This window comes from Lysinibacillus sp. NPDC098008 (assembly GCF_044760715.1).
GTDB lineage: Bacteria > Bacillota > Bacilli > Bacillales_A > Planococcaceae > Lysinibacillus.
Genome location: NZ_JBIWBA010000013.1, coordinates 17123 through 39561 on the forward strand (window position 1 = coordinate 17123; position 22439 = coordinate 39561).

Annotated in this window: 26 protein-coding genes, 1 riboswitch and 1 other annotated feature; of the genes, 15 read left to right on the forward strand and 11 right to left on the reverse strand. The window is 38.2% G+C overall.

Annotated features, from left to right (window positions below; translation table 11 throughout):
- Nucleotides 1-129: 129 nt before the first annotated feature.
- Entirely contained in the window at nt 130-1305 is a 1176-nt protein-coding gene (locus ACIQVU_RS12100) for an FtsW/RodA/SpoVE family cell cycle protein (RefSeq protein ID WP_402895718.1), read from the reverse strand.
- Nucleotides 1306-1545: 240 nt separating this feature from the next.
- Here ACIQVU_RS12100 and ACIQVU_RS12105 point away from each other — a divergent pair, with 240 nt between their 5' ends.
- Both ACIQVU_RS12105 and ACIQVU_RS12110 read left to right on the forward strand, forming a co-directional pair.
- Entirely contained in the window at nt 1546-3216 is a 1671-nt protein-coding gene (locus tag ACIQVU_RS12105) for a HAMP domain-containing methyl-accepting chemotaxis protein (protein WP_340804192.1), read from the forward strand.
- Nucleotides 3217-3548: 332 nt separating this feature from the next.
- Nucleotides 3549-4502, forward strand: coding sequence for an L-threonine 3-dehydrogenase (locus ACIQVU_RS12110; RefSeq protein WP_340804193.1), 954 nt, complete (start codon nt 3549-3551; stop codon nt 4500-4502).
- 52 nt (nt 4503-4554) lie between these two features.
- Here ACIQVU_RS12110 and trpB read toward each other — a convergent pair whose 3' ends face one another.
- Nucleotides 4555-5718 (reverse strand): tryptophan synthase subunit beta, encoded by a 1164-nt coding sequence (gene trpB, locus ACIQVU_RS12115; protein WP_340804195.1) that lies wholly within the window; start codon nt 5716-5718, stop codon nt 4555-4557.
- 56 nt (nt 5719-5774) lie between these two features.
- Nucleotides 5775-5973: a binding site (T-box leader), on the reverse strand.
- 73 nt (nt 5974-6046) lie between these two features.
- Nucleotides 6047-6529 carry a QueT transporter family protein gene (locus ACIQVU_RS12120; RefSeq protein ID WP_340804197.1) on the reverse strand — a complete coding sequence of 161 codons (483 nt, stop codon included), beginning with the start codon at nt 6527-6529 and terminating at the stop codon, nt 6047-6049.
- 7 nt (nt 6530-6536) lie between these two features.
- Nucleotides 6537-6581, reverse strand: a riboswitch (PreQ1 riboswitch).
- Between the two features lie 315 nt (nt 6582-6896).
- Here ACIQVU_RS12120 and ACIQVU_RS12125 point away from each other — a divergent pair.
- From ACIQVU_RS12125 to ACIQVU_RS12140, 4 genes are all read left to right on the forward strand, one after another.
- Nucleotides 6897-7916, forward strand: coding sequence for an ABC transporter substrate-binding protein (locus ACIQVU_RS12125; protein ID WP_340804198.1), 1020 nt, complete (start codon nt 6897-6899; stop codon nt 7914-7916).
- 86 nt (nt 7917-8002) lie between these two features.
- Nucleotides 8003-9031, forward strand: a complete 1029-nt coding sequence (locus ACIQVU_RS12130; protein WP_340808511.1) for an ABC transporter permease — start codon at nt 8003-8005, stop codon at nt 9029-9031.
- Nucleotides 9024-9818 (forward strand): ABC transporter ATP-binding protein, encoded by a 795-nt coding sequence (locus ACIQVU_RS12135; protein ID WP_402895723.1) that lies wholly within the window; start codon nt 9024-9026, stop codon nt 9816-9818. The genes ACIQVU_RS12130 and ACIQVU_RS12135 overlap by 8 nt, the downstream gene beginning before the upstream one ends.
- Before the next feature lie 100 nt (nt 9819-9918).
- The gene (locus ACIQVU_RS12140; RefSeq protein WP_340804200.1) at nt 9919-10092 is read left to right on the forward strand and encodes a hypothetical protein; all 174 of its coding nucleotides are present in this window, start codon (nt 9919-9921) and stop codon (nt 10090-10092) included.
- Between the two features lie 888 nt (nt 10093-10980).
- Here the strand turns inward: ACIQVU_RS12140 and ilvA are convergent.
- Nucleotides 10981-12243 carry a threonine ammonia-lyase IlvA gene (gene ilvA / locus ACIQVU_RS12145; RefSeq protein WP_340804201.1) on the reverse strand — a complete coding sequence of 421 codons (1263 nt, stop codon included), beginning with the start codon at nt 12241-12243 and terminating at the stop codon, nt 10981-10983.
- Nucleotides 12244-12430: 187 nt separating this feature from the next.
- On the opposite strand from ilvA, the gene ACIQVU_RS12150 reads away from it, so the two are divergent.
- Nucleotides 12431-13174 (forward strand): TerC family protein, encoded by a 744-nt coding sequence (locus ACIQVU_RS12150; RefSeq protein ID WP_340804203.1) that lies wholly within the window; start codon nt 12431-12433, stop codon nt 13172-13174.
- 42 nt (nt 13175-13216) lie between these two features.
- Here ACIQVU_RS12150 and bshB2 read toward each other — a convergent pair whose 3' ends face one another.
- The 4 genes from bshB2 to thiD form a co-directional block, all read right to left on the reverse strand.
- Complete coding sequence (gene bshB2, locus ACIQVU_RS12155) at nt 13217-13906, reverse strand: bacillithiol biosynthesis deacetylase BshB2 (RefSeq protein WP_340804204.1); 690 nt, start codon at nt 13904-13906, stop codon at nt 13217-13219.
- A gap of 14 nt (nt 13907-13920) precedes the next feature.
- Complete coding sequence (locus ACIQVU_RS12160) at nt 13921-14271, reverse strand: YojF family protein (RefSeq protein ID WP_340804205.1); 351 nt, start codon at nt 14269-14271, stop codon at nt 13921-13923.
- 404 nt (nt 14272-14675) lie between these two features.
- On the reverse strand, nt 14676-14957 hold the full coding sequence (locus ACIQVU_RS12165; RefSeq protein WP_340804208.1) for a hypothetical protein: 282 nt from the start codon (nt 14955-14957) through the stop codon (nt 14676-14678).
- Nucleotides 14958-15067: 110 nt separating this feature from the next.
- Nucleotides 15068-15898 carry a bifunctional hydroxymethylpyrimidine kinase/phosphomethylpyrimidine kinase gene (gene thiD, locus ACIQVU_RS12170; RefSeq protein ID WP_340804209.1) on the reverse strand — a complete coding sequence of 277 codons (831 nt, stop codon included), beginning with the start codon at nt 15896-15898 and terminating at the stop codon, nt 15068-15070.
- Nucleotides 15899-16063: 165 nt separating this feature from the next.
- Here thiD and ACIQVU_RS12175 point away from each other — a divergent pair, with 165 nt between their 5' ends.
- From ACIQVU_RS12175 to ACIQVU_RS12195, 5 genes are all read left to right on the forward strand, one after another.
- Complete coding sequence (locus ACIQVU_RS12175) at nt 16064-16741, forward strand: uracil-DNA glycosylase (protein ID WP_340804211.1); 678 nt, start codon at nt 16064-16066, stop codon at nt 16739-16741.
- A 75-nt stretch (nt 16742-16816) separates the two neighbouring features.
- Entirely contained in the window at nt 16817-16993 is a 177-nt protein-coding gene (locus ACIQVU_RS12180; protein WP_340804212.1) for a uracil-DNA glycosylase, read from the forward strand.
- A complete protein-coding gene (locus tag ACIQVU_RS12185; RefSeq protein ID WP_340804213.1) occupies nt 16993-17259 on the forward strand; it encodes a YwdI family protein in 267 nt (88 codons plus the stop codon). Before ACIQVU_RS12180 ends, ACIQVU_RS12185 begins: the two co-directional genes overlap by 1 nt.
- Before the next feature lie 29 nt (nt 17260-17288).
- Complete coding sequence (locus ACIQVU_RS12190) at nt 17289-17669, forward strand: DUF423 domain-containing protein (RefSeq protein ID WP_340804214.1); 381 nt, start codon at nt 17289-17291, stop codon at nt 17667-17669.
- A gap of 98 nt (nt 17670-17767) precedes the next feature.
- Nucleotides 17768-18946: an amidohydrolase gene (locus ACIQVU_RS12195; protein WP_340804215.1), complete on the forward strand. Its 1179-nt coding sequence runs from the start codon at nt 17768-17770 to the stop codon at nt 18944-18946.
- A 160-nt stretch (nt 18947-19106) separates the two neighbouring features.
- On the opposite strand, the gene gerQ is transcribed toward ACIQVU_RS12195, so the two are convergent.
- Both gerQ and ACIQVU_RS12205 read right to left on the reverse strand, forming a co-directional pair.
- Entirely contained in the window at nt 19107-19445 is a 339-nt protein-coding gene (gerQ, locus tag ACIQVU_RS12200; protein ID WP_053993174.1) for a spore coat protein GerQ, read from the reverse strand.
- A 22-nt stretch (nt 19446-19467) separates the two neighbouring features.
- Nucleotides 19468-19893 carry a cell wall hydrolase gene (locus tag ACIQVU_RS12205; RefSeq protein WP_340804218.1) on the reverse strand — a complete coding sequence of 142 codons (426 nt, stop codon included), beginning with the start codon at nt 19891-19893 and terminating at the stop codon, nt 19468-19470.
- A 222-nt stretch (nt 19894-20115) separates the two neighbouring features.
- On the opposite strand from ACIQVU_RS12205, the gene ACIQVU_RS12210 reads away from it, so the two are divergent.
- Nucleotides 20116-20286, forward strand: a complete 171-nt coding sequence (locus tag ACIQVU_RS12210; RefSeq protein WP_340804219.1) for a hypothetical protein — start codon at nt 20116-20118, stop codon at nt 20284-20286.
- A 105-nt stretch (nt 20287-20391) separates the two neighbouring features.
- Nucleotides 20392-20574, forward strand: a complete 183-nt coding sequence (locus ACIQVU_RS12215) for a hypothetical protein (RefSeq protein WP_340804220.1) — start codon at nt 20392-20394, stop codon at nt 20572-20574.
- A 43-nt stretch (nt 20575-20617) separates the two neighbouring features.
- Here ACIQVU_RS12215 and hemQ read toward each other — a convergent pair whose 3' ends face one another.
- Nucleotides 20618-21367: a hydrogen peroxide-dependent heme synthase gene (gene hemQ / locus ACIQVU_RS12220; RefSeq protein WP_340804221.1), complete on the reverse strand. Its 750-nt coding sequence runs from the start codon at nt 21365-21367 to the stop codon at nt 20618-20620.
- Nucleotides 21368-21523: 156 nt separating this feature from the next.
- On the opposite strand from hemQ, the gene lipL reads away from it, so the two are divergent.
- Nucleotides 21524-22357, forward strand: coding sequence for an octanoyl-[GcvH]:protein N-octanoyltransferase (lipL, locus tag ACIQVU_RS12225; protein ID WP_402895733.1), 834 nt, complete (start codon nt 21524-21526; stop codon nt 22355-22357).
- Nucleotides 22358-22439: the final 82 nt, after the last annotated feature.

Sequence of the window (22439 nt, forward strand, 5' to 3'; positions counted from 1 at the left end):
GCGAGGTTTCTTAGGTTTAGCACTTAAGAAACCTTTTTTGTGTTACAGCATAAGAAAGGCAAGACGAAGAATTAATAGCAACAAACTACCACCAGCTAATAGTAGCAATAATCGCATTCTTGTGTTCATTTACTTGTCATCTCCTAAGTTCTTAAACATATAGCCTTTATAAGATTTATGAATAATCATTACAATGCCGATAAGCATAAAATTTGATAACAGTGAGCTTCCGCCATAGCTTAAAAATGGTAATGTTACACCTGTAACCGGTAAAAGTCCAATTGTCATACCGATATTTTGTGTAATTTGGAAGGCTAATAAGCTTGAAATACCAGCTCCCATTAGTGTCATAAATGGATCTTTTGCCTCAACTGTAATTAATACAATTCGATAGATGACAAAGAATAGAAGAATAATAACAAATGCTCCACCAATAAAGCCGAATTCCTCAGCAATCGCTGAGAAAATAAAATCTGTGTGCTTTTCAGGCACATAAACATCATTATTTAAGTAACCCTTTCCAGCCATTTCTCCAGACCCTATCGCTAAAAAGCCTTGCCGTACTTGGAATGAGGAATCTACATACTCATAAGGCTGTAGCCAGCCATAAATACGAGAAACCTGATGTCCAGATAGGGCTCCTAAAATTTTCTCCGTAAAAAATTCATTAAATCTTATATAAAGTACAATAACTGTACTGAGCATTACTACGGGAATAGCAGTAAAAATAACAAGTAGCTTCCGTTGAATACCTGAAAAGAATATCATTGGTAAAATCATTGCCATATAGAGCATCACCATTCCTGTATCAGGCTGCCGATAGACAAGAAATGTGGGAGGAAGGACAATCAATCCGATTTTTACTAATAGCCATAGGTCTGCTAAATAGGAGGGGCGTGTATTTTTCTCTTGATGCGCAATAATCACCTTACTAACGACAATTAAAAAAGCAAATTTTAAAAATTCAGAGGGCTGTAGCGAGCCTAAAAACGGTATTTGATACCATGATTTAGCCTGATTAATTGTTCGGGCTATACTTTCAGGGGCAATAATTAGCCCAGCAGTAAGTGCGACAATCAATCCATAAAACGGCCAACCAATCTTCTTTAGCTGTTCAATATCAAGTAAGGATATGGCGAACATCATTGCAAACCCAATGCCATAAAATATAAATTGCTTTATGATAAAAGAGCTTGCGTATTGCTCAAAATTGGTACTGCTTGAATAGACAAAAAGGCAGCTAATACCACCAAGTAGAAGAAGCGCCGCAACTAAGCTTCCATCCAATCTTTTCAATTGCGTCAAATATAACACCTCCTATATACACTAATAGTATAAACGGTGGCAATGTGTGGAAGGTTGCGAATATTAGTAGCTGAATACCAATAAATTAAAAAATATGGCACTGCTTGATGTTAGAGTAAATGACCTAGATGATGGGTATAAGTTCTTAATTCTTTGCGTAGTCTTTACAAAAATATAACACTGGCTTTATATATCCAGACTATGATTAGTGGTGAGAGTTGGAGAAGGAGCCGAAAAATCATGCATTTGTTTCGTTTTATAAAGGTAAAGGACAAATTAGTGATACTGATGATTGTTTGTGTGTTATCGAATATTTTGATAGGTATATTTAGCGTTGATTATTTAAGGAAAATGTCATGGCATGCAAGTGAGAGCTATACACAAGGGCTTATTCCAATGGGATGGCTTAATGAGCTAGAGGAGTCACAGCGTCAATTAGATTGGATGGTCGATTCACAGGGGGCCTATCAAGAAGTGGTGGCTATTTTGAAAAATATGGATCAGCCTTTAGAGCGTTTAGCAAGCCAAGATATAGATAAAAAAATGAGCCATCAAATTAAAAAGTATAAATCTTTACTAGCACAGCAGGAAGAATTAATGAAAGACTATCAGCAACTTCATAAAGATGAGCATGAACAATTTTATACACAGTCATTTTTACCAATTAGTCAAGAGAGCCATACATTACTAGAAGAAACACAGAACTATTTAGTTCAACGAGCAAAAACACAACAACAAACATATCAAAGGGATGTGCAGTTTGGGTATTGGCTATTAGGTGGAGTATGTGTAACGGTCGCGCTACTAGTCATTATTATTGGTTTAATTGCAACAAAGGCTGTGAATGTACCAACACGTCAATTGAAGGCATTGTTAAAACGGGCTGAACAAGGCGATTTCACAGCAAATGCAAGCTATGTTGCCCATGATGAGCTTGGAGAAGTTGCAATGTCTTACAATCAAATGACAACAGAGGTAAAACGCTTGCTACATACAGTAACAGATAGTGCTTATGAAGTGGAGAAAATGACAGGGAAATTACAGGACTCCTCAGAGCAATCATCCACAACAACTATTAAGATAGCAAAGGATGTACAATCAATATCAGATTCTACAGCCGCCTCTACAAGCAAATTGGCATCTAATACAGCTTCTTTAGAGGAAGTTTTAAATGATGTTCAAGTTATTTTAGAGAAAGTTCAGGTGGTTGAAAGCTTTGCATACAAAACAGCTCAAGATGCAGAAAGCGGCACGGATATTGTACAAGCAAACTTAACGCAAATGCAGGTAATTAAGCAGGCAGTTGAAAAATCCAATACAGCTATATCGAATCTCGTTGAACGAGCCTCCTCGATTGATCAAATGATAGAAGTAATAGAAAAAATAACAGCGCAAACAAATTTATTAGCATTAAATGCATCTATTGAGGCTGCTAGAGCAGGGGAGCATGGCAAAGGCTTTGCAGTTGTAGCAAATGAAGTACGCAAGCTGGCAGAGCAAACAGTCCAGTCCACACAAACAATTACAGCCGTTGTACAAAACATTCATGTAGATTCAAATTATGCAGTGCAAATGATGGCAGGTGTGCTAGCAGCTACTGAAAAGGGGGTTGCTGTAACAGGACAAACAGCATCAAGCTTTGCGCAAATTTTAGAAAAAGTACATACAATTAAGCCTTATATAATGGAAGTATCTAGCACTGTTCAGGAGATTGCCCATCATACCAAAACGGTTAGTGAGGATGCGGTAATGCTAACATCATTATCCAATACAAATGCGCAGTCAACAAAGCATGTTGCTGCCTTAACAGCCGAGCAGTTAACAGCCCAGCAGCAATTCCATAATTATATTAAAGAACTGCGTAAAGTTTCAAAAGTATTACAACTAGCAGTAAAGCGATTTTCAATATAAACACTTAGGTGAAAAGAAATTTTCTTTGTAAAGAGCTGCAAAGAAGATTTCTTTTTTTCGTGCAAATTTTGTTAATAAAATATATATATTTGTCCTTTTGAAGTGTACAATTGTATTTTAGAGCTTTTTGTAGCACAAGATTTTTAAGTATTCATATACTAGATGATAAGGGATTGTGTGTTCTTTTTATAGATATTAATAATATAATGGTTGTATTTTCAAAACGAACACATTATAATTGATTTCAATAGAATTGTTATTAAATCAATGTTTATGGATATATTTTTGTGCTTGTGGAAAGTACATTTGTTCATATGTGGAGGTTTTGAGAAATGAAAAAAATTATGGTTACTGGAGCACTTGGTCAAATTGGTTCTGAACTTGTAGAAAAACTTCGTAGTATTTATGGAGAGGACAATGTGCTTGCTACAGATATTCGAAAGCTTGAATATACTAAGGGACCATTTGAAGTATTGGATGTGACAGATGGACAAAGAATGCATGATTTAGCAAAGGGCTTTGGTGCAGATACGATGATGCATCTAGCGGCATTATTATCCGCTACTGCTGAGCGTAATCCGTTATTAGCTTGGAACTTAAATATGGGTGGATTAATGAATGCTTTAGAGGTATCGCGCGAGCTAAATATGCAATTTTTCACGCCAAGCTCAATAGGTGCATTTGGTCCATCTACACCAAAGGAAAATACACCACAAGATACACTGCAACGACCAACAACAATGTATGGGGTCAATAAAGTAGCAGGTGAATTATTATGTGATTATTATTTTAATCGTTTTGGTGTAGATACACGCGGGGTACGCTTCCCTGGCTTAATTTCTTATGTAACACCTCCAGGTGGCGGGACAACGGATTATGCGGTAGAAATTTTCTATGAAGCCATTGAACAAGGTAAATATACATCTTATATTCAAGAGGGCACGTATATGGATATGATGTATATGCCAGATGCATTGCAGGCGATTGTAGATTTAATGGAGGCAGATGGCAGCAAATTAGTTCATCGCAATGCATTTAATATTACAGCGATGAGCTTTGAACCGTCACAGCTAGCTGCAGAAATTAAAAAGCATTTACCACATTTTACAATGGGGTATGATGTTGATCCAGTACGTCAAGCTATTGCAGATAGCTGGCCAAATTCTTTAAATATCGAAGCAGCTCAAAATGAGTGGAGCTTTAAAGCAGAGTATGATTTAGCTAGAATGACTGCAGATATGCTAGAAAAACTAAAAATTAAACTGCATAAAAAAGCCATTTCATAATTTGGATAAAAAAGAGCGATTTCCTTTAACGGGAAGTCGCTCTGTTCTATAGTTATTGATTTAACATATGGAAAACTTGCTCCACATCTTTATCGCCACGACCTGAAATATTAATAATAATACTTTCTTCAGAAGATAAAGTTGGGGCTAGTTTTAGTGCATGCGCTACAGCATGCGAGCTTTCAAGAGCAGGGATGATCCCCTCAACCTTTGAAAGCACCTGAAATGCCTCTAGCACTTCCTCATTCGAAACAGTAACATATTCAGCACGTCCAATTGTTTTTAAATGGCTATGCTCAGGTCCTGCACCTGGATAATCTAAGCCAGCAGCAATTGAATAGGTTGGTAGCGGATTACCTTCGCTATCCTGCAACACTAAGCATTTAAAGCCGTGCAGTGTACCTGGTGTTCCTTCATTTAATGTAGCCGCTTTATCTGGCTCTATACCGATAAGACGAACAGCTTCATCTGCAATATACTCAGCAAATGAACCAATTGCATTACTGCCACCGCCAACACAAGCAAGTACAGCTGTTGGTAGTTTACCTTCCTTTTCTAAAATTTGCTCGCGACTTTCCCGACTAATCACCGATTGGAAATGCTTCACCATTGAAGGGAAGGGATGTGGCCCAACCGCAGAGCCTAGTAAATAGAAGGTTGTCTTATAGTTTTCTACTAAATCTGCGAATGCTTCATCTACCGCATCTTTTAGTCGCCCTTGCCCTTTATCGACAGCCACAACCTTTGCACCAAGCAGCTCCATCCGAAACACATTTAACGCTTGACGTTTTGTATCCTCTAGCCCCATATAGATCGTGCAATCCATGCCAAACATAGCACAAGCTGTAGCTGTTGCTACACCGTGCTGACCAGCGCCTGTTTCGGCAATTACACGGTTTGCCCCCATACGCTTTGCTAATAAAATTTGTCCTAATACATTGTTGATTTTATGTGAGCCTGTATGATTTAGGTCTTCCCGCTTTAAATAAATTTTTGCGCCACCTAATTGCTTTGTTAAATTTTCTGCAAAATAAAGAGGGGATTTACGCCCTACATATTCGCGGAAATAATAATCTAGCTCTTGCTTAAAATCACTATCATCTTTAAATTTCTGGAAGTTCTCATCTAAAATATTTAAGACATGCTGAAGCTCCTCTGGTACAAAGCTTCCACCGAATTCACCAAAATATCCTGCCTTTTCTGTTACTGTACTCATCTTTACTCGACTCCTCTACACTTTTTTCCATAAAAAAAGTCACTCCAATCCCTTATTCAAAGGACGAGTAACCGTGGTGCCACCTTTATTCGCAATTTTTTGCGCGCTTTTACTCCGATAACGGGGAGTGATTCGGCCTTGCATTTAATAAGGCTGCTCTGAAGTCCATTCACAAGTTTGTACTACTGGTTTGCACCGTCCACCAGCTCTCTTAAAGTAACAATGCTTGCTACTATTCTTCTTCCTCGCATTTAGTTTAGAAAGAATTGTAGAGTATATTCAGAATAGTGTCAAGCCAAAAAAAGACGAATCTACAAAGACTCGTCTGTTAAATCAAATGTTCGAAATGAAGGCGTTTATTTAAAATATACATAATTGGGGCTCCAACGGCTAGCACAACAAACTCGCCTGCTGCAACAGTTAGCCAAGTCCAGAAGAATGGAAGCTCTAAAGCTAGATTCAGCTCAAAGGCAATAATAAACATTGTGCATGTAAATAACAATGTATTGATAATTAAACGTGCCCATATATTTTTAACAAATTTACAGATTACAATAAACAGTCCAAGTGTAATGATAGAATGACCAACACCAAAGACTAAATCGTAAACGCCAAGCGGTGAGAACAGATTGGAAATAAATACACCAATAATGATTCCTACGGCAAAGCGTGGATTAAAGGCTACTAAATGGTTAAAAATCTCTGATATGCGGAACTGTACCTCTGTAAAGCCAAACGGCGCAACAAGCATTGTGACAGCAATATATAATGCCGCAATAATACCACTTGCTGCTAAAAATTTTATCTTCATAATGCATTTCTCCTTAGTTTTTTTTCGTGGGAGGTTCTCGAACCACGGTGCTTTTACACAAACTAATATTTTAGTATAAATACCTATAGAAAGTCAAATATATGTTCTTTAATTATCTATTGTCGCAAAATTGTCATAAAAAATTTTTAGGAGATAAAAAAGGTCAACAATTATTAAAAATAGCGCAATTTAGCAGTTTAAAGCGACAAATTGATAAAAAAACTAAAATATTTTGTCAAATTTAAAAGTCAGAACATTCATAATGTTGTTGACGAAGCTTAGTAATTAACGATAATATAGCGATACATTCACACTTTGTTTAGATAAAGTGTGATAGATATTTGAGAGATAGTCGGGGGGATTATTTGTGAAAAGCAATATGAAAAAGTTTTCATTCCTATTGTTTGGATTAGTTTTACTATTAGCTGCATGTGGCAATGGTGGCTCTGGTTCATCTGATTCAAGTGGAGATGAAAAAAATAACGCAAGTGAAAGTGAGAAAGCAGCAGAAACAACATATAAAATCGGGATTACACAAATTGTAGAGCATCCATCATTAAATGCTGCAACAGAAGGTTTTAAAAAGGCGATTGATGATGCCGGCTTAAAGGTTGAGTATGATGCACAAATTGCACAAGGTGATAACAGCCTTAACTCTACTATTGCAAACAATTTAGTAGGAGCAGATGTTGATTTAATTTTTGCAAACTCTACACCTTCTGCTCAAGCAGCAGCAACAGCTACAAGTGATATTCCAATTATTTTTACATCTGTTACAGATGCTATTGGCGCAGAGCTAATTGAATCAATGGAGAAGCCAGGGAAAAATGTGACAGGTACAATTGATTTACATCCTGAAACAATTGCTAAAACAGTAGCATTCTTCAAAGAGCTTGGCGCGGAAAAAGTAGGTATGGTTTACAATGCTGGTGAACAAAACTCTGTTGCACAAGTAACGGAAGTGAAAAAGGTGATGGATGAGCAAGGCTTAACAGTAGAAGAAGCATCAGCAGCTACTTCAGCGGATGTTAAGCAGGCTACAGAATCGTTAATTGGTAAAGTAGATGCTTTCTATATTATTACAGATAACACAGTTGTTTCTGCTTTAGAATCTGTTATTGATGTTGCTAATACAAATAAATTACCGCTGATTGTAGGAGAATTAGACTCTGTTGCACGTGGTGGCTTAGCTGCTTATGGCTTTGAATATTTCGATATTGGCTATGAAGCAGGACAAATGGCTGTGAAAATTTTGAAGGGTGAAGCAACACCTGCTGATACACCTGCACAATATCCACAAAACTTAAAGCTATTAATTAATAAAAAAGTAGCGGATGACCTAGGTATCGAAATTCAAGATTCTTGGGGTGCGGAAATTTTAGAATAAGTAAAAAGCAAAGCGGAGGAAACTTCTCCGCTTTATCTTCATTTAACAACAGGATGAATACAAGAAATTTAGGAGATGATTCAACAATGTTTTTAGCATTATTTGGCGCAGTGGAGCAAGGAATCATCTATGCAATTATGGCACTTGGTGTATATTTAACGTTTCGAGTGTTAGATTTTCCAGACTTAACCGTTGATGGAAGCTTTGTAACAGGGGCGGCTACAGCAGCAACAATGGTTCTGCTTGGCTACCATCCCGTCTTAGCAACTTTGGTGGCAATTGTTGCTGGATTTATTGCTGGATGTATGACAGGAATTCTTCACACAAAAGGGAAGATTAACCCGCTATTATCAGGGATTTTAATGATGATTGCTTTATATTCTATTAACCTACGAATTATGGGGTTAACTGCAGAAAATACGATAGGTCGTCCGAATATTCCATTGTTAAATTCAGAAACAATATTTTCTAAGTTTCAAGCATTTTGGAGTAACTTAGGCATCGACACTGCTCTTAATAATTTATTAACAAGCATTGGTCTTCAAAAAGTACCAGCTACATGGAGCGTAATGATCATCGTATTACTCATTACAATTGTTATTAAGTTATTAGCAGATTGGTTCTTAAAAACAGAGGTCGGGCTAGCTATCCGAGCAACTGGTGATAATAAGCGAATGATTCGCAGCTTCTCAGCAAATACAGATACACTTATTATTTTAGGGCTAGGACTTTCCAATGCACTTGTCGCATTTTCTGGAGCTTTAATCGCACAATATTCAAAGTTCTCAGATGTTAGTATGGGGATTGGTATGATTGTTATTGGTCTTGCATCTGTTATTATTGGGGAAGCTATTTTTGGCACAAAGACAATTATCCGCACAACGTTTGCTGTAATTGCAGGTGCTATTATTTACCGTATTATTTTAGCACTAGCATTGCGTGTAGATTTCCTTGATTCAGGAGATATGAAGTTAATTACAGCGATTATCGTTATTTTAGCGCTTATTTTACCGCAGTTTATTAATAAGGGCAAAGAGCGTAAGCGGAAAGCTAAACGTGCGGCAGAGCTTGCACAGGTTAAGGCAGTAGAGCAGGGAGGGAAAGGCCTTGCTTAAATTACATGGCATTAATAAAGTTTTTAACGAAGGAACACCTGATGAAAAAATTGCACTTGCAGAGATTAATCTACATTTACAGCCAGGTGATTTTGTCACAATTATTGGTAGTAATGGTGCAGGGAAATCAACAATGATGAATATGATTTCAGGAGCCTTAACACCTGATTTTGGTACAGTATCCATTGATGGCAATGATGTAACAGGTTTACCTGAATATAAGCGCTCGCAATATATTGGTCGTGTCTTTCAAGACCCAATGGCAGGTACAGCACCGACGATGACGATTGAGGAGAATTTAGCACTGGCATACTCTCGCAATAAGAATAGAGGAATACGTAGAGGTGTAGATAAAAAGCGTCGAGAATTTTTTAAAGAGTCTTTGGAGATGCTTGGCTTAAACCTTGAAAATCGTTTGTCAGCAAAGGTAGGCTTGCTATCAGGCGGTGAGCGTCAAGCATTGTCGTTGTTAATGGCAACATTCACGAAGCCATCTATTTTATTGCTGGATGAGCATACAGCGGCACTTGATCCATCTCGTGCAGAGTTAATTACTCGCATTACAAAGTATTTAGTCGACAAAGATCAGCTAACGACATTAATGGTAACGCATAATATGCAACAAGCATTAGATTTAGGCAATCGTTTGATTATGATGGATAAAGGTCAAATTATTTTGGAAGTTGAAGAAGACCGTAAGCATACATTAACCATTCCTGATTTAATGGCTGAATTTGAGCACATTCGTGGCGAAAAAATGAATTCAGACCGTGCTTTACTAGGTTAAATAAAACAGGCGAGGAGCAATTGATCTGCCCCGTAAAAGTTAGACATCCATCTAACTTTTACGGGGTTTTTAATATTTTTGCTGCTAAATAAAGGGGGGATTGGGCGATAATCGAGCAGAAGCTGCTGTTAAGCATGCAATTGGGGAAGGAGGTGAAATGATGTTTGTGAAACAGCGAGAGAAGTCTTGTAAGCTGTTGGTCTTAGAAGCACTTGAAAGAAGATTGCCAAAGAATCATGCTAGCTATGAGTATTTTCAGGAAATGCTAAGATGAGCAAGAGCTGGCTATGCAGGAAAACAGCGCGTTGATCAAGTGTGGCAGGAGATGAATCTACAGTAGCCTTATGTTTTACTACATGACATGGAGTTTCAATCCATCTATCAAATGGATACTTTGTTTTTAACACAAAATTGTATCTTAGTAATGAAGATTAAAAACATTGTTGGTCGTGTTGAGTATATGAAGGACAAACATCAATTTATTTGAATACATGTTGATGGGAAAATAGATGGCCTTCGAAATCCTTTTGATCAGGTAAAGCGACATGCTCAATTTTTACACAAGCTTTTATACGAGCAAGGCTGCGTTATGCCTATTAAGTATTTAGTTGTTGCTGCAAACCCAAATATGGTGATGTCCTCTAGCCTATTCTCGCAGCCTATTTTGCATATGAGTGGTTTACTTGAGAAAATAGAATAATTGCTCAAGCAATCTGCTCATATCTATTTGAGTGAACATGAATTGGGTGAACTTGCAGCCTATCTATTGAGGATGCATAAGCCTTCTACATGGAACCCTGCTATTGCTAGGCATGAATTAAAGAAGGGGGCATTATGCTCACATTGTCAAAAAAATTGATAAACAATCATTTTTAACAGCATTACAAGAGTATCGTTTATTACATGGAAATGAAATATCAAATATACAATTTTGCGATGTTTTTAATAGCTCATCTAGCAAGACAGCATATTATTTTTTACAGAAGCTAAAATTTGAAATAGTGGGAAGCAATAAACATAGAAAATATATTATACCTGCACATAAGCAAGCTATCGTAGCGATCAGATAGTGTGGCTTATTAGTTGGGTGATAAAACTAATAAGTTAGGCGATAAACGCAAAAATAAAAAGCCTCACCTGTTGAGAAGTGAGACTTTTCATTTTAAACTAGTAAGCCAAATAGTTGAATGTCGTTGTTAACTTCTTTGTATTTGAAGCCGAATTCGTCCATTCGAGCAAGTAAGCCTTCATAATCCTCACGATTGCCGAGCTCGATACCAACTAGGGCAGGACCGCTTTCCTTATTGTTTTTCTTTGTATACTCAAACGTTGTAATATCATCGTTTGGTCCAAGCACGCTTGTTAGGAATTGGCGAAGTGCCCCTGCACGCTGAGGGAAGCTAACAATAAAGTAGTATAATAAACCTTCGTGAATTAAAGATTTTTCTTTAATTTCCTGCATACGGCCAATATCATTATTACCACCGCTAATAATGACAACAACAGATTTTCCTTTAATTTCCTTTTTGTAAAAATCGAGTGCTGCTACTGATAATGCCCCAGCAGGCTCAGCAATAATTGCATGCTTATTATATAAATCTAAAATCGTTGTACAGACTTTTCCTTCAGGGACAAGCACAATATCGTCTAAATAACGACGACAAACATTGTATGTGTGATGCCCAACGCATTTTACAGCAGCCCCATCAACAAACTTATCAATCCAGTCAAGTGCTACTGCGCCGCCTTCTGCAAAAGCAGCCTGCATACTGCCAGCCCCAGCAGGCTCTACGCCAACAATTTTACTAGTAGGAGAAAGGTTTTTCACATAGGCAGAAACACCTGACATTAAGCCGCCGCCACCAATGCTGCCAAATACATAGTCAATTGGCTCCTCCATATCATTCATAATTTCCACTGCTACAGTTCCTTGACCAGCAATAACATCAAAATCATCGAATGGATGAATAAAGATTTTGCCATGCTCTTCACAATAGCTTTGTGCACTTTCAGCGGAGTCATCAAATGTATCACCTGCTAAAATGATTTCCACATACTCGCGGCCAAACATACGCACTTGGTCTATTTTTTGCTTTGGTGTCGTTTGAGGCATAAAAATGCTAGCTTGAATTTTTAATTGGGCACAGGCATAAGCTACGCCTTGGGCATGATTGCCTGCACTTGCACATACAACGCCATTCTTGCGAGCCTCGTCCTCAATTTTTTTGATTTTATAATAGGCTCCACGAAGCTTAAAGGAGCGTACATGTTGTAAATCCTCGCGCTTAAAATAAATATTAGCTCCGTATTTCTCGGATAAATAGTCGTTTTTTTGTAGTGGTGTATGCACAACTACATCTTTTAAAAAATGATGTGCAATAAGGACATTCTCCACTTGCACGGTTTTAGTATCAGCAACTTCCATAATATTCATCCTCCGTTATACGTTTAAAACATTTATCTATGATAGCATATTTTATAAGCTTTTTGGTATTAATTTTTAGTAAATTCTAAATTTTCCGTGTCTATTTTGTGATGTAAGCGATTTCTTGAAAAAATCTCATAACGAGTATGGTCAAGCATATACTAGACTAGCGATAGGAGGGTGACTGTTGGAGATTATTCAAGGAATTTTATCTACATACAGGCAATTTTTCGATTGGGCGATGTGGCAGGAGGTGCTAACAGACCCTGTATCTTGGGGACTGATTTCTTCCTTAATACTTATAGAAGGCTTACTATCAGCGGATAATGCACTAGTCCTAGCCGTTCTTGTTAAACATTTACCAGATAAACAACGAAAGCGAGCATTAATGTATGGTATGCTAGGGGCCTACTTTTTTAGGTTTTTATTTATAGGAATCGGCGTGTATCTCGTAGAGTTTTGGTTTATTAAAGTGCTAGGCGCTTTATATTTAGGGTGGCTTTGTATCGCTCATTTTCTTCAAATAGGGCAGGAGGATCAGATGAAGGAGATGAAAAAATCAGGGCTGATGGTACGCATTTTCGGGACATTTTGGGCGACGGTTATTTCAGTGGAGCTGATGGATATTGCCTTTTCCATTGACTCTATATTTGCTGCCTTTGCGGTATCTAATCAGGTGTGGGTGCTATTAGTTGGTGGGATGTTGGGTATTTTAATGATGAGGACAATTGCAGGAGTATTTTTAATGATTATTGAAAAAATCCCTGAGCTTGAAGCGACTGCCTTTATTATTATTGGTGTTATTGGCATAAAAATGCTTGTGAGTGTTATTGGAATCCATGTGCCACATTATTTATTTTTCCTCTTTTTATTAATTGCTTTTTCCATTACTTTTGTTGTTCATATGATTAATAGAATAAAAACTGCCTAATGAAAAAGGCTCTGTTCCCAAGCGTGAGAACAGAGTCTTTTTTTAGTTTGTATATTGATCAGGGTCGACAATATAGAATTTTTCAACACTTAGCCAGCTTTCACTCATTGGTTCACCATTATCGATACGTTTTTCAGTTTCCTGCATCATCCAGCCAGTTTGTGAGGCATGTGCTTGTAATGCTTTTACTTTGTCCATTTTCATTTCACGAATATCGTAGACAATATGTGGCTCACCATTTTTTTCAACCGTATCGTTTGCAAACGCACAGGCTAATATTTGTGGGCGAGCAGCTTTTGGCATACGGCGTACAGCCTCAACAACAGCACGTGCCGTTGCTTCGTGGTCAGGATGAACAGCAAAGCCCGGTAAAAATGTAAAGATAAGAGATGGTGTAAGCTCCTCAATCAATCCTTCTACAAGCTTTACCATTTTTTCATCATCTTCAAATTCAATTGTTTTATCTCGGAAGCCGAGCATACGTAAATCTTGAATACCCATGGCTTCTGCGGCTGCAACTAATTCTTTGCGGCGAATTTCTGGTAAGGATTCGCGTGTTGCAAACGGTGGATTTCCTAAATTACGCCCCATCTCGCCTAATGTTAAGCAGGCATATGTAACAGGTGTATTCATCTTTTTTGTATAGTAGGCGATTGTTCCAGCAACTGAAAAAGCCTCATCGTCTGGGTGAGGGTAAACAATTAAAATATGACGTTGTGGTTGTAAATCCAAAATAGTCATCCCCCTTAATAAGTAAATGGTGTTTCGCTAATTTCTAACGCAATTGCTAGTTTTCCAGTGTAATCTAATCCAGCCATTAATAAACGGCCTAAATCATCTAATTCATAGTGTGTAATACCTTGTGCATAAACCCAGCCATGCGGTAATTTTAAACCAACACGATGGGGCGCTTTGTCTACGACTTTAGCAAGCTCATAATTGATTTTGGCGTTGCGAATAAAAGCACCTGCGTTAAAGAATTGTTCGTCGTAGTGTGCTGCGTAAGAACCGTTTGTCGTCTCAAGATGAATATAAACGTCTTTGTTGGCGAAAGAATTTAATAATTCCTGCAACGTTTCTACTTGTACTTCTTGCATCTTAACACTCCTCTCGATTATTTATACTTATAAGTATAGTAAAAAAAATTTAGAAAGGGAAATTGATTGCTTTTATAATGACAAATTAATCATCATCTATATATCTATGCTAAAGATATAAGCAATATTCTTGAAAAAATTATTGTAATGTATCAATATAGGGATGTGGAAGCAGCTTGTCTAAATTACAGGCAATGGCTTCGCGTTTGACAAGGTATTACAACCGTAATTGCTCCCAATTGATGGCTTTGGCGATTGAAGGGATTTAAAACATAACTTCTATCTTGGTACAATAGATGATATTCCTTCAATGTGCTATAAGACATAGCTGGGGGCGAATAATAAAAAAAAGAGATTCTCTTTTATGACGGAGAATCTCTTTTTTTTATAAGGCTATGTATTTGTTAGAAACGATAAAGCTTTCGCTCAATCGTATCTAAGCGATTGTTGACGTTTTGTAGCTGCTTATACATTTCCTGTATATAAAAATTTTGGTCTTGTGTTTCAGCCGTTTTGCTTTGTGCTAATTCTTCCTCTTCCTGTAAAGCTAAGATTGTGGCGAGGGTAGATAATGAATAACCGAACGTTAAAACAATGGAAGCAATGACTTCAACTTTTGCAGAGGTAATATCTCCAGCTAATAACCCTGATTCCTCGATTAAGTCCTCTAACTTATGTTTTTTCATCTTTTCCCCTCCCGTATACAGCTAATATATGGGATAGGCACGTTGAACGTATCTTGTCCATTTTTGAAATACAATAAAAAGGCATCATGATAATTAGATGCCTTTCATTGTTAAATTTCCGTTATGGTTACTTGAGGAGCACCAAAGCGAGATTTTGCGCCGTGCATAACAGGACCAACATAGTCATTAAGTGCCCAGCCGTGTGCAATAGCAGCAGAAACAAATTCTTTCGCCTCAACAACAGCCTCCATTACTGAAAGACCATTTGCAAGGTTTGCTGTGACAGAAGCGGCAAATGTACAACCAGCACCATGATTATACGTAGAAGCAACTTTTTCAGATTCTAATAAATGGAATTTTTCCCCATCAAAGAAGAGGTCTGTTGCTTTTTCTGTTGCTAATGCTTTTCCACCTTTAATCACAACAGCGTTAGCTCCTAGCTCATGAATTTTACGAGCCGCTGCTTTCATGTCATCAATTGTTTTAGGCGTACCTGTTCCAGCTAATTGCCCAGCCTCAAAAAGGTTAGGCGTTGTCACAGCTGCTAGTGGTAGAAGGTGCTGTATCATTGCATCTGTATTACCGGGGTTTAATACTTCATCATCCCCTTTACATACCATCACAGGGTCAATGACTACATTTGTAGTACCTGATTTAGCAATCGCTTCTCCAGCAAGACGAATAATCTCCTCTGTTGATAGCATCCCTGTTTTAATGGCATCAACACCTGTTGAAAGTGCTGTATCAATTTGCTTTTGCAAAAGTTCAGTTGGCAATGGTGTGACATTGTGTGTCCAGCCATTCGGGTTCATTGTTACGATAACTGTTAATGCCACCATACCATATGTACCATGCTCCTGAAATGTTTTAAGGTCAGCCTGCATCCCTGCGCCGCCTGATGTATCCGAACCAGCAATTGTTAATGTTTTTTTAAGAGCCATATGAAAATCTCCTTTTAGTTGAAAATTACCATCTAGTATAAGCTGATTCTGGTTCTATAAAAATAGCCAGAGTATAATATTTTTATAAGGTCAGTTTAAGCTGATGCTTGAATTCATCGTTATTTTTTTGTACCGTTGTAAGAAAAGAAGGGGGCTAATAAAAAGATGAAGCAAATATTCCCGAATGATTGGCAAACAATACTGGCAGAAGAGCTAGAAAAGCCATATTATCAAAAACTACGTCAATTTGTTGCACATGAATATTCAACACAAACTATTTATCCACCAATGAGCGATGTTATGAATGCATTTTATACAACGGCTTATCAGGATGTAAAGGTTGTTATTTTAGGACAAGACCCTTACCATGGTCCAAATCAGGCACATGGTCTAAGCTTTTCAGTGAAGCCAGGTATTCCTCATCCACCTAGCCTACGAAATATGCTACAAGAGCTACGGGACGATTTGGGCTGTCCAGTTCCTCAGGATGGCACATTAACAAAATGGGCAGAACAAGGTGTTATGCTATTAAACACGGTGCTTACTGTTCGAGCAGGGCAAGCCCATTCTCATAAAGAGCAGGGCTGGGAGCAATTTACGGATGCCGTAATTGATAAATTAGCAGCGAGAGAGGAGCCTCTGATTTTTGTTTTATGGGGAAGACCTGCACAACGTAAAAAGCCGTTAATTCGTCAACATCCAACACCGCATGTCATATTAGAAGCGCCACACCCAAGCCCATTAAGTGCTCATCGTGGATTTTTTGGTAGTAAACCATACTCGAAAATTAATGAGCAATTAGTAGCTTGGGGCAAGCAGCCGATTGATTGGTGTTTAGCTTAGATTGGCACAAATCGTTTACTTTATACATGACGGAAAGCGTGATACAGTTATGATAGAAGAAAGCGAGGGACAACGATGAAGGTAAATTGTTTCAAATGTCAGTTTTTTAAGGTAACTTGGGACCCTAAAGCGCCACGTGCCTGCACTGCATATGGCTTTAAAACAAAGCAAATACCATCCGTTGTCGTCAAGCAATCCTCAGGTACGGACTGTTTGAAATTTGTACCAAAAGCAGAAAGTGGGAGAATATAATGATTCCTTATCAAGCCGTGATACAACAACTTGAAAAACAATTATCTGGTGCAAAAAATGCAGGGAATGATCAGCAAATTCGTGAGGCACTAATAGCGATACGCGCTTTATGTGATGTGGTGTTAGAGTCACCAAATCATACAGCATCCATAACACCATCTAAGCCTTTACCACAAATGCTTGTGTCAGAAACAAAGCCTTCAAGTTTGTACACATCAAAAATTGAAGAGGATGACGCGAATGGTGATTCCATTTTTGATTTTTAAGTCATTTTAAAGGGTAGGGTAATGAAAAAATGAAAAAGTTTATTGTAACAGGTGCTCTTCATGGCCTCTTAGCAGTAGCATTGGGCGCATTTGGTGCACATGCATTAAAGGAAATTTTAGATGATTATGGTCAAGGTATTTGGGAAACAGCCGTTCAGTATCAAATGTTTCATGCGACTGGCTTATTGGTAATTGGCTTATTAATGAGTACGAAGCTATTAGGAAATATTAAACAATTAAATATAGCTGGTATTTTCTTTAACCTTGGTATTGTTTTCTTTTCAGGTAGCTTATATGTATTGGCGATTAGTGGCATTAAGGTATTAGGTGCGATAACGCCAATTGGTGGTGTGCTGTTTTTAGCAGGCTGGCTACTAATAATAGTGGCTGCTTTAAAACATGCTCGGTAATAGTAGATGATAACTCTCTTACATTGTGATGGAAGAGAGTTTTATTCGTTAGTATTATTTGGAATATTTCGAAAATCTAAAAAGTGAGGTTACAAAGCGTGGATAAACTCTTTGCATTAATTGATCAAAATTATGATGAGATGGTGAGGGTTCGCCGCCATTTACATGAACATCCTGAATTATCCTTTGAAGAGGTAGAAACACCTGCTTATATTGCTGCATTTCATAGAGAATTAGGTCATGCTGTGCGTGAGCATGTAGGTGGACGTGGGGTTGTAGCTGTATTGCATGGTGGGAAACCAGGAAAAACAGTGGCATTACGAGCTGATTTTGATGCATTAGCAATACAGGAAGAAAATGATGTGCCTTATAAGTCAAAGGTTGCTGGCAAAATGCATGCCTGTGGACATGATGGTCATACAGCAACATTACTAGGGCTAGCCAAGGCATTAAATGCAATGAAGGATGAAATTGCAGGAAATATAGTGTTTATTCATCAGCATGCGGAAGAGGTAGCACCAGGGGGAGCAAAGCCGATGATAGAGGATGGCTGCTTAGATGGTGTAGATGCTATTTTTGGCACACATTTATGGGCTCCTACGCCATTAGGAGAAATTTCCGTAAGGGAAGGAGCTATTATGGCTGCTGCTGATAAAGTGGAAATTACAATTCATGGAAAGGGCGGTCATGGTGCAGAGCCACACCATTCCATTGATGCTATTACTCTTGCATCACAATTTGTAGTGAGTGCACAGCAGCTTATTTCTCGACGTATTGACCCTTTAAAGTCGGCTGTATTAACAATTGGTCATTTTGAAGCTATTAATCCATTTAATGTGATTGCTGAACGTGTTGTTTTAGCAGGCACAATTCGCACTTTTGAGGATGAGGTGCGCACACAAATAGAACAGGAACTAGAGGCAGTATTGCATGCAACTTGCCTGGCATTTGGTGCAAGCTATGATTATCGTTATACAAGAGGGTATCCACCTGTTTATAATCATTCAAAGGAAACGGCGTTTGTCACACAGCTAGCATCCACTGTACCAGGCGTAGAGCAAGTGAAAATATGTCCACCGTTTATGGTAGGTGAAGATTTTGCTTATTATTTAGAAAAAGTGCCAGGCACATTTTTTATAACAGGGGCAAAAAAGCCAGAATGGGAAACGGCATTTCCTCATCATCATGCACGCTTTGACTTTGATGAACGTGCTATGCTTATAGCTGCTAAAACTTTAGGGAAAGCGACATTAATATACTTAAGTAATCATGAATAATTAAACCCCCCATACGCTATATGCTAGGCGTATGAGGGGTTTTTGACTTAATTGGCTTCGCAGGTAAAAGATTTGAATTCGCGAGTAAAGGCTCTGATTCCGCGGGTATTCACCTCAACTTCGCGGGTAAAAGCAAAAGAATTCTAGATTGTAGGAGCCATTAAGATGGATTTTGATTAAAATAAGCCATTTCCTCATCATATTCCGCAAAGTCAAAGTAAATCATAGGGAATAGGAAGCGATGATTTGATTTAAGCTCACGAATAATAACATGATCTCGGCCAGCAGCTTCTACTACGCCACGCACCGTTTTTGTACTTTTGCCTTGCTCCACCGCATTTTCAAAGGAAAAATGGAAGGTTGCAGGCTTACCACGATTCAATCGTAAAATATTTTCTATATAGGACTCCTCACGGCCGGGTGGTCGCCCGCTAGGAATTGTTACCGGAGGAGGAGTCATTTGCTGTTGGGTTGTTGGTGTCCAATAATAAGGCATCATTAATCATCAACCTACTTTCTTTTTAAATTTGAGGACAATCTTGTTCAGTTGGCGAGAAAAAGCAATGAGATTTGAATCTGCCTGTATTCCATTGCCCGTACCATTGTGCAGGACATTCACCTGCTGGCATAAAGAACCATAAGGAACGAGTGGCAGGATGGAATCGTTCTCCTTGAATCACCCTTTTTGCTAAACGTATATCTTGTTCACGCGCTCGTTGATAAAAATAACTTTTTTGTGTCGCTTCAAAGCCTCCTGGACGCTGATAAACCATCTGCTCAATTGTTCGAATATCCCCGAAGTCTAAACAATCCCCCCGTACACGATTTACACCAACATTCCCGACCATTAACATACCTAGCTCGCCTTCACCTTCTGCTTCAGCTCGCATAAGCCTTGCTAATAGGGCTGTTTGTGCATCATTCGTCTTAATAACAGCGATTTTCATACCTCCTCGCAGTCAGTATATGCACGTAGGTATTGAAGACATGTTCGATTTTATGAAGAAAGCCGTTCACAATTTAAAACTACTACGCATATAGTAATAGTAATGAAAATGTACGGAAAGCTATAATTTTTATTAAAAGCGGGTAAATAAAAAACAGATATAAATAGGGGAAAATGAGATCAACGAATTGCATGTGTATTCAATACATGTGAGGTGACAGTCATGGAAACTGGGGTTTGGTTCGGTATTTTATTAAGTGCGGTGTTAGCATTTTTACTTGGTGATTTTTATGGACAGCCGCTTCATTGGTATCTCTTTATTTTAATCATCGTTGTGGGTCTTTTTATTCACACGATTATTTTAATTTTAAAAGTAAAGGACGAACGTTCATAGGAGGGTGTCATCATAACAATGGTGGCACTTTCTTTTTATTGCATAAGTATATAAACCATTGAACAAGCCATACTAAAATTAAAATATGTATGAAGGAGTATCACAATGCGTTTTTTAAGTATAGTTATAGCCATTACTATTAGTGCGTTTTTAGCAGTGGGCATAGCCGAATATTATCATCAACCATATGATTGGTATCTAATTTTTTTAATGGTGCTGTTTGGCTTTTTTATTCATATTATTGTTTTAATACTGGAATCCGAGAAGAGTGAGGAAAATGAATATTAAAAATGCGAGTCCGTTGTTGAGGGCTCGCATTTTATTTTTAGTATTAAACTGTTAGGAATTTAACCAATTTATCGTTATCAAGTAGGTTACCAACGAAAAATTCACCGAACTCACCATAGCGAGCGGAAACTTCATCAAAGCGCATTTCATATACTAGTTTTTTGAATTGCAGAACATCATCAGCAAATAATGTTACGCCCCATTCATGATCGTCAAAGCCAACAGAGCCAGTAATAATTTGCTTTACTTTACCAGCATAGCCGCGGCCAATCATTCCGTGAGAACGCATTAATGATTTACGCTCGTCCATTGATAGCATATACCAGTTATCATCACCTTGACGACGTTTATCCATTGGGTAGAAGCATACATATTTCGCACGTGGAAGCTCAGGATATAGGCGAGCACGTACATGCGGATTTTGGTATGGGTCTTCATTTGATTCGCCAGCTAAATAGTTAGAAAGCTCCACAACAGATACATATGAATATGTAGGAATTGTAAAATCAGCAATAGCTAATTTGTTAAATTCTGCTTCAAGCTCCTGTAATTCATCCATTGTTTCACGCAATGTCATAATCATAAAGTCAGCCTTTTGACCAACGATTGCATAAAAGGCGTGAGCACCTGTTTTAGCAATATCAGCTTCGTTCAATTTTTCTAAGTAAGCAATAAATTCCTCTACTGCTGCTTGACGTTCTTCCGCAGAAACAAGTTTCCATGAAGCCCAGTCAATTGAGCGAAAATCATGTAAAGCGTACCAACCATCTAATGTAATTGCTGCTTCATTCATTATTCAAACACTCCTTTTTAAATGCATACCATTCAAATGTTAGTTTATCATAGTTTGGGCAAAATCCCTAAGTTCATGACTGTATTTCACGAATTTGACAACAACTATAGATGATGTATGCTAAAGAGAAGAGATATGGTTAGAGGAGTACCTATTATGAAAAGTATTTTACAGCAGCCGATTTGGCGTTATTACGATCAATCCATTAGTGCAAGGCAACGCTCGCCATTAGAATCCTTTGCAACGGATGATACGCTATGTCAATTAGTCGGGCAATTAGCATCACCACCAACTGTTCGTACATGGGTGCATGAGGCATCTGTTGTGCTAGGTATTCAAGATCATCGCTTGCCTTATGTGCAGCAGGGCATGGAGCTGCTAAAGTCTAGAGGCTATCATCCTATTGTACGTAATTCTGGTGGTTTAGCCGTTGTACTAGATCGAGGGGTGCTTAACATTTCTATTGTGCTATCAGAGCAAATAGAGGCACTGAGTATTAACGATGGCTATGATGTGATGGTAGAGCTTATTAAGCAACTATTTCCAGAAGTAACTGCTAAAATTGAAACCTATGAAATTGTTGGCTCCTATTGCCCTGGCTCCTATGATTTAAGTATTGCAGGGAAGAAATTTGCAGGGATTTCGCAAAGACGTTTGCGTCAAGGTGTCGCTGTGCAAGTCTATTTATGTGTTGAAGGAAGCGGATCGCAGCGGGCAGCATTGATTCGTGATTTTTATCAGGAAAGCTTACAAGGAGAACAAACAAAATTTGCCTATCCTAAAATTGTGCCAGAAGTGATGGCATCTCTAGCAGAGCTTGTTCATCCTGATTTAACAGTTGAGGCTGTTGTTATTCGTTTGCAGCAGTTGCTTCATGATTTAGCTAACGAAGTACGTCCACAATCCTTTTATGATGAAGAACTAACATTGTACGGCTTTTATTTACAGCGTGTTTTTGAACGTAATGCTAAAATGCTGGAACGTAAATAATGGGCGAGTATTCGCTTTCGCAGTAAAAGGCGAGTATTGCTGCCGCTACGTTGCACTACGCTTTCGCAATAAAAAGAGCGAG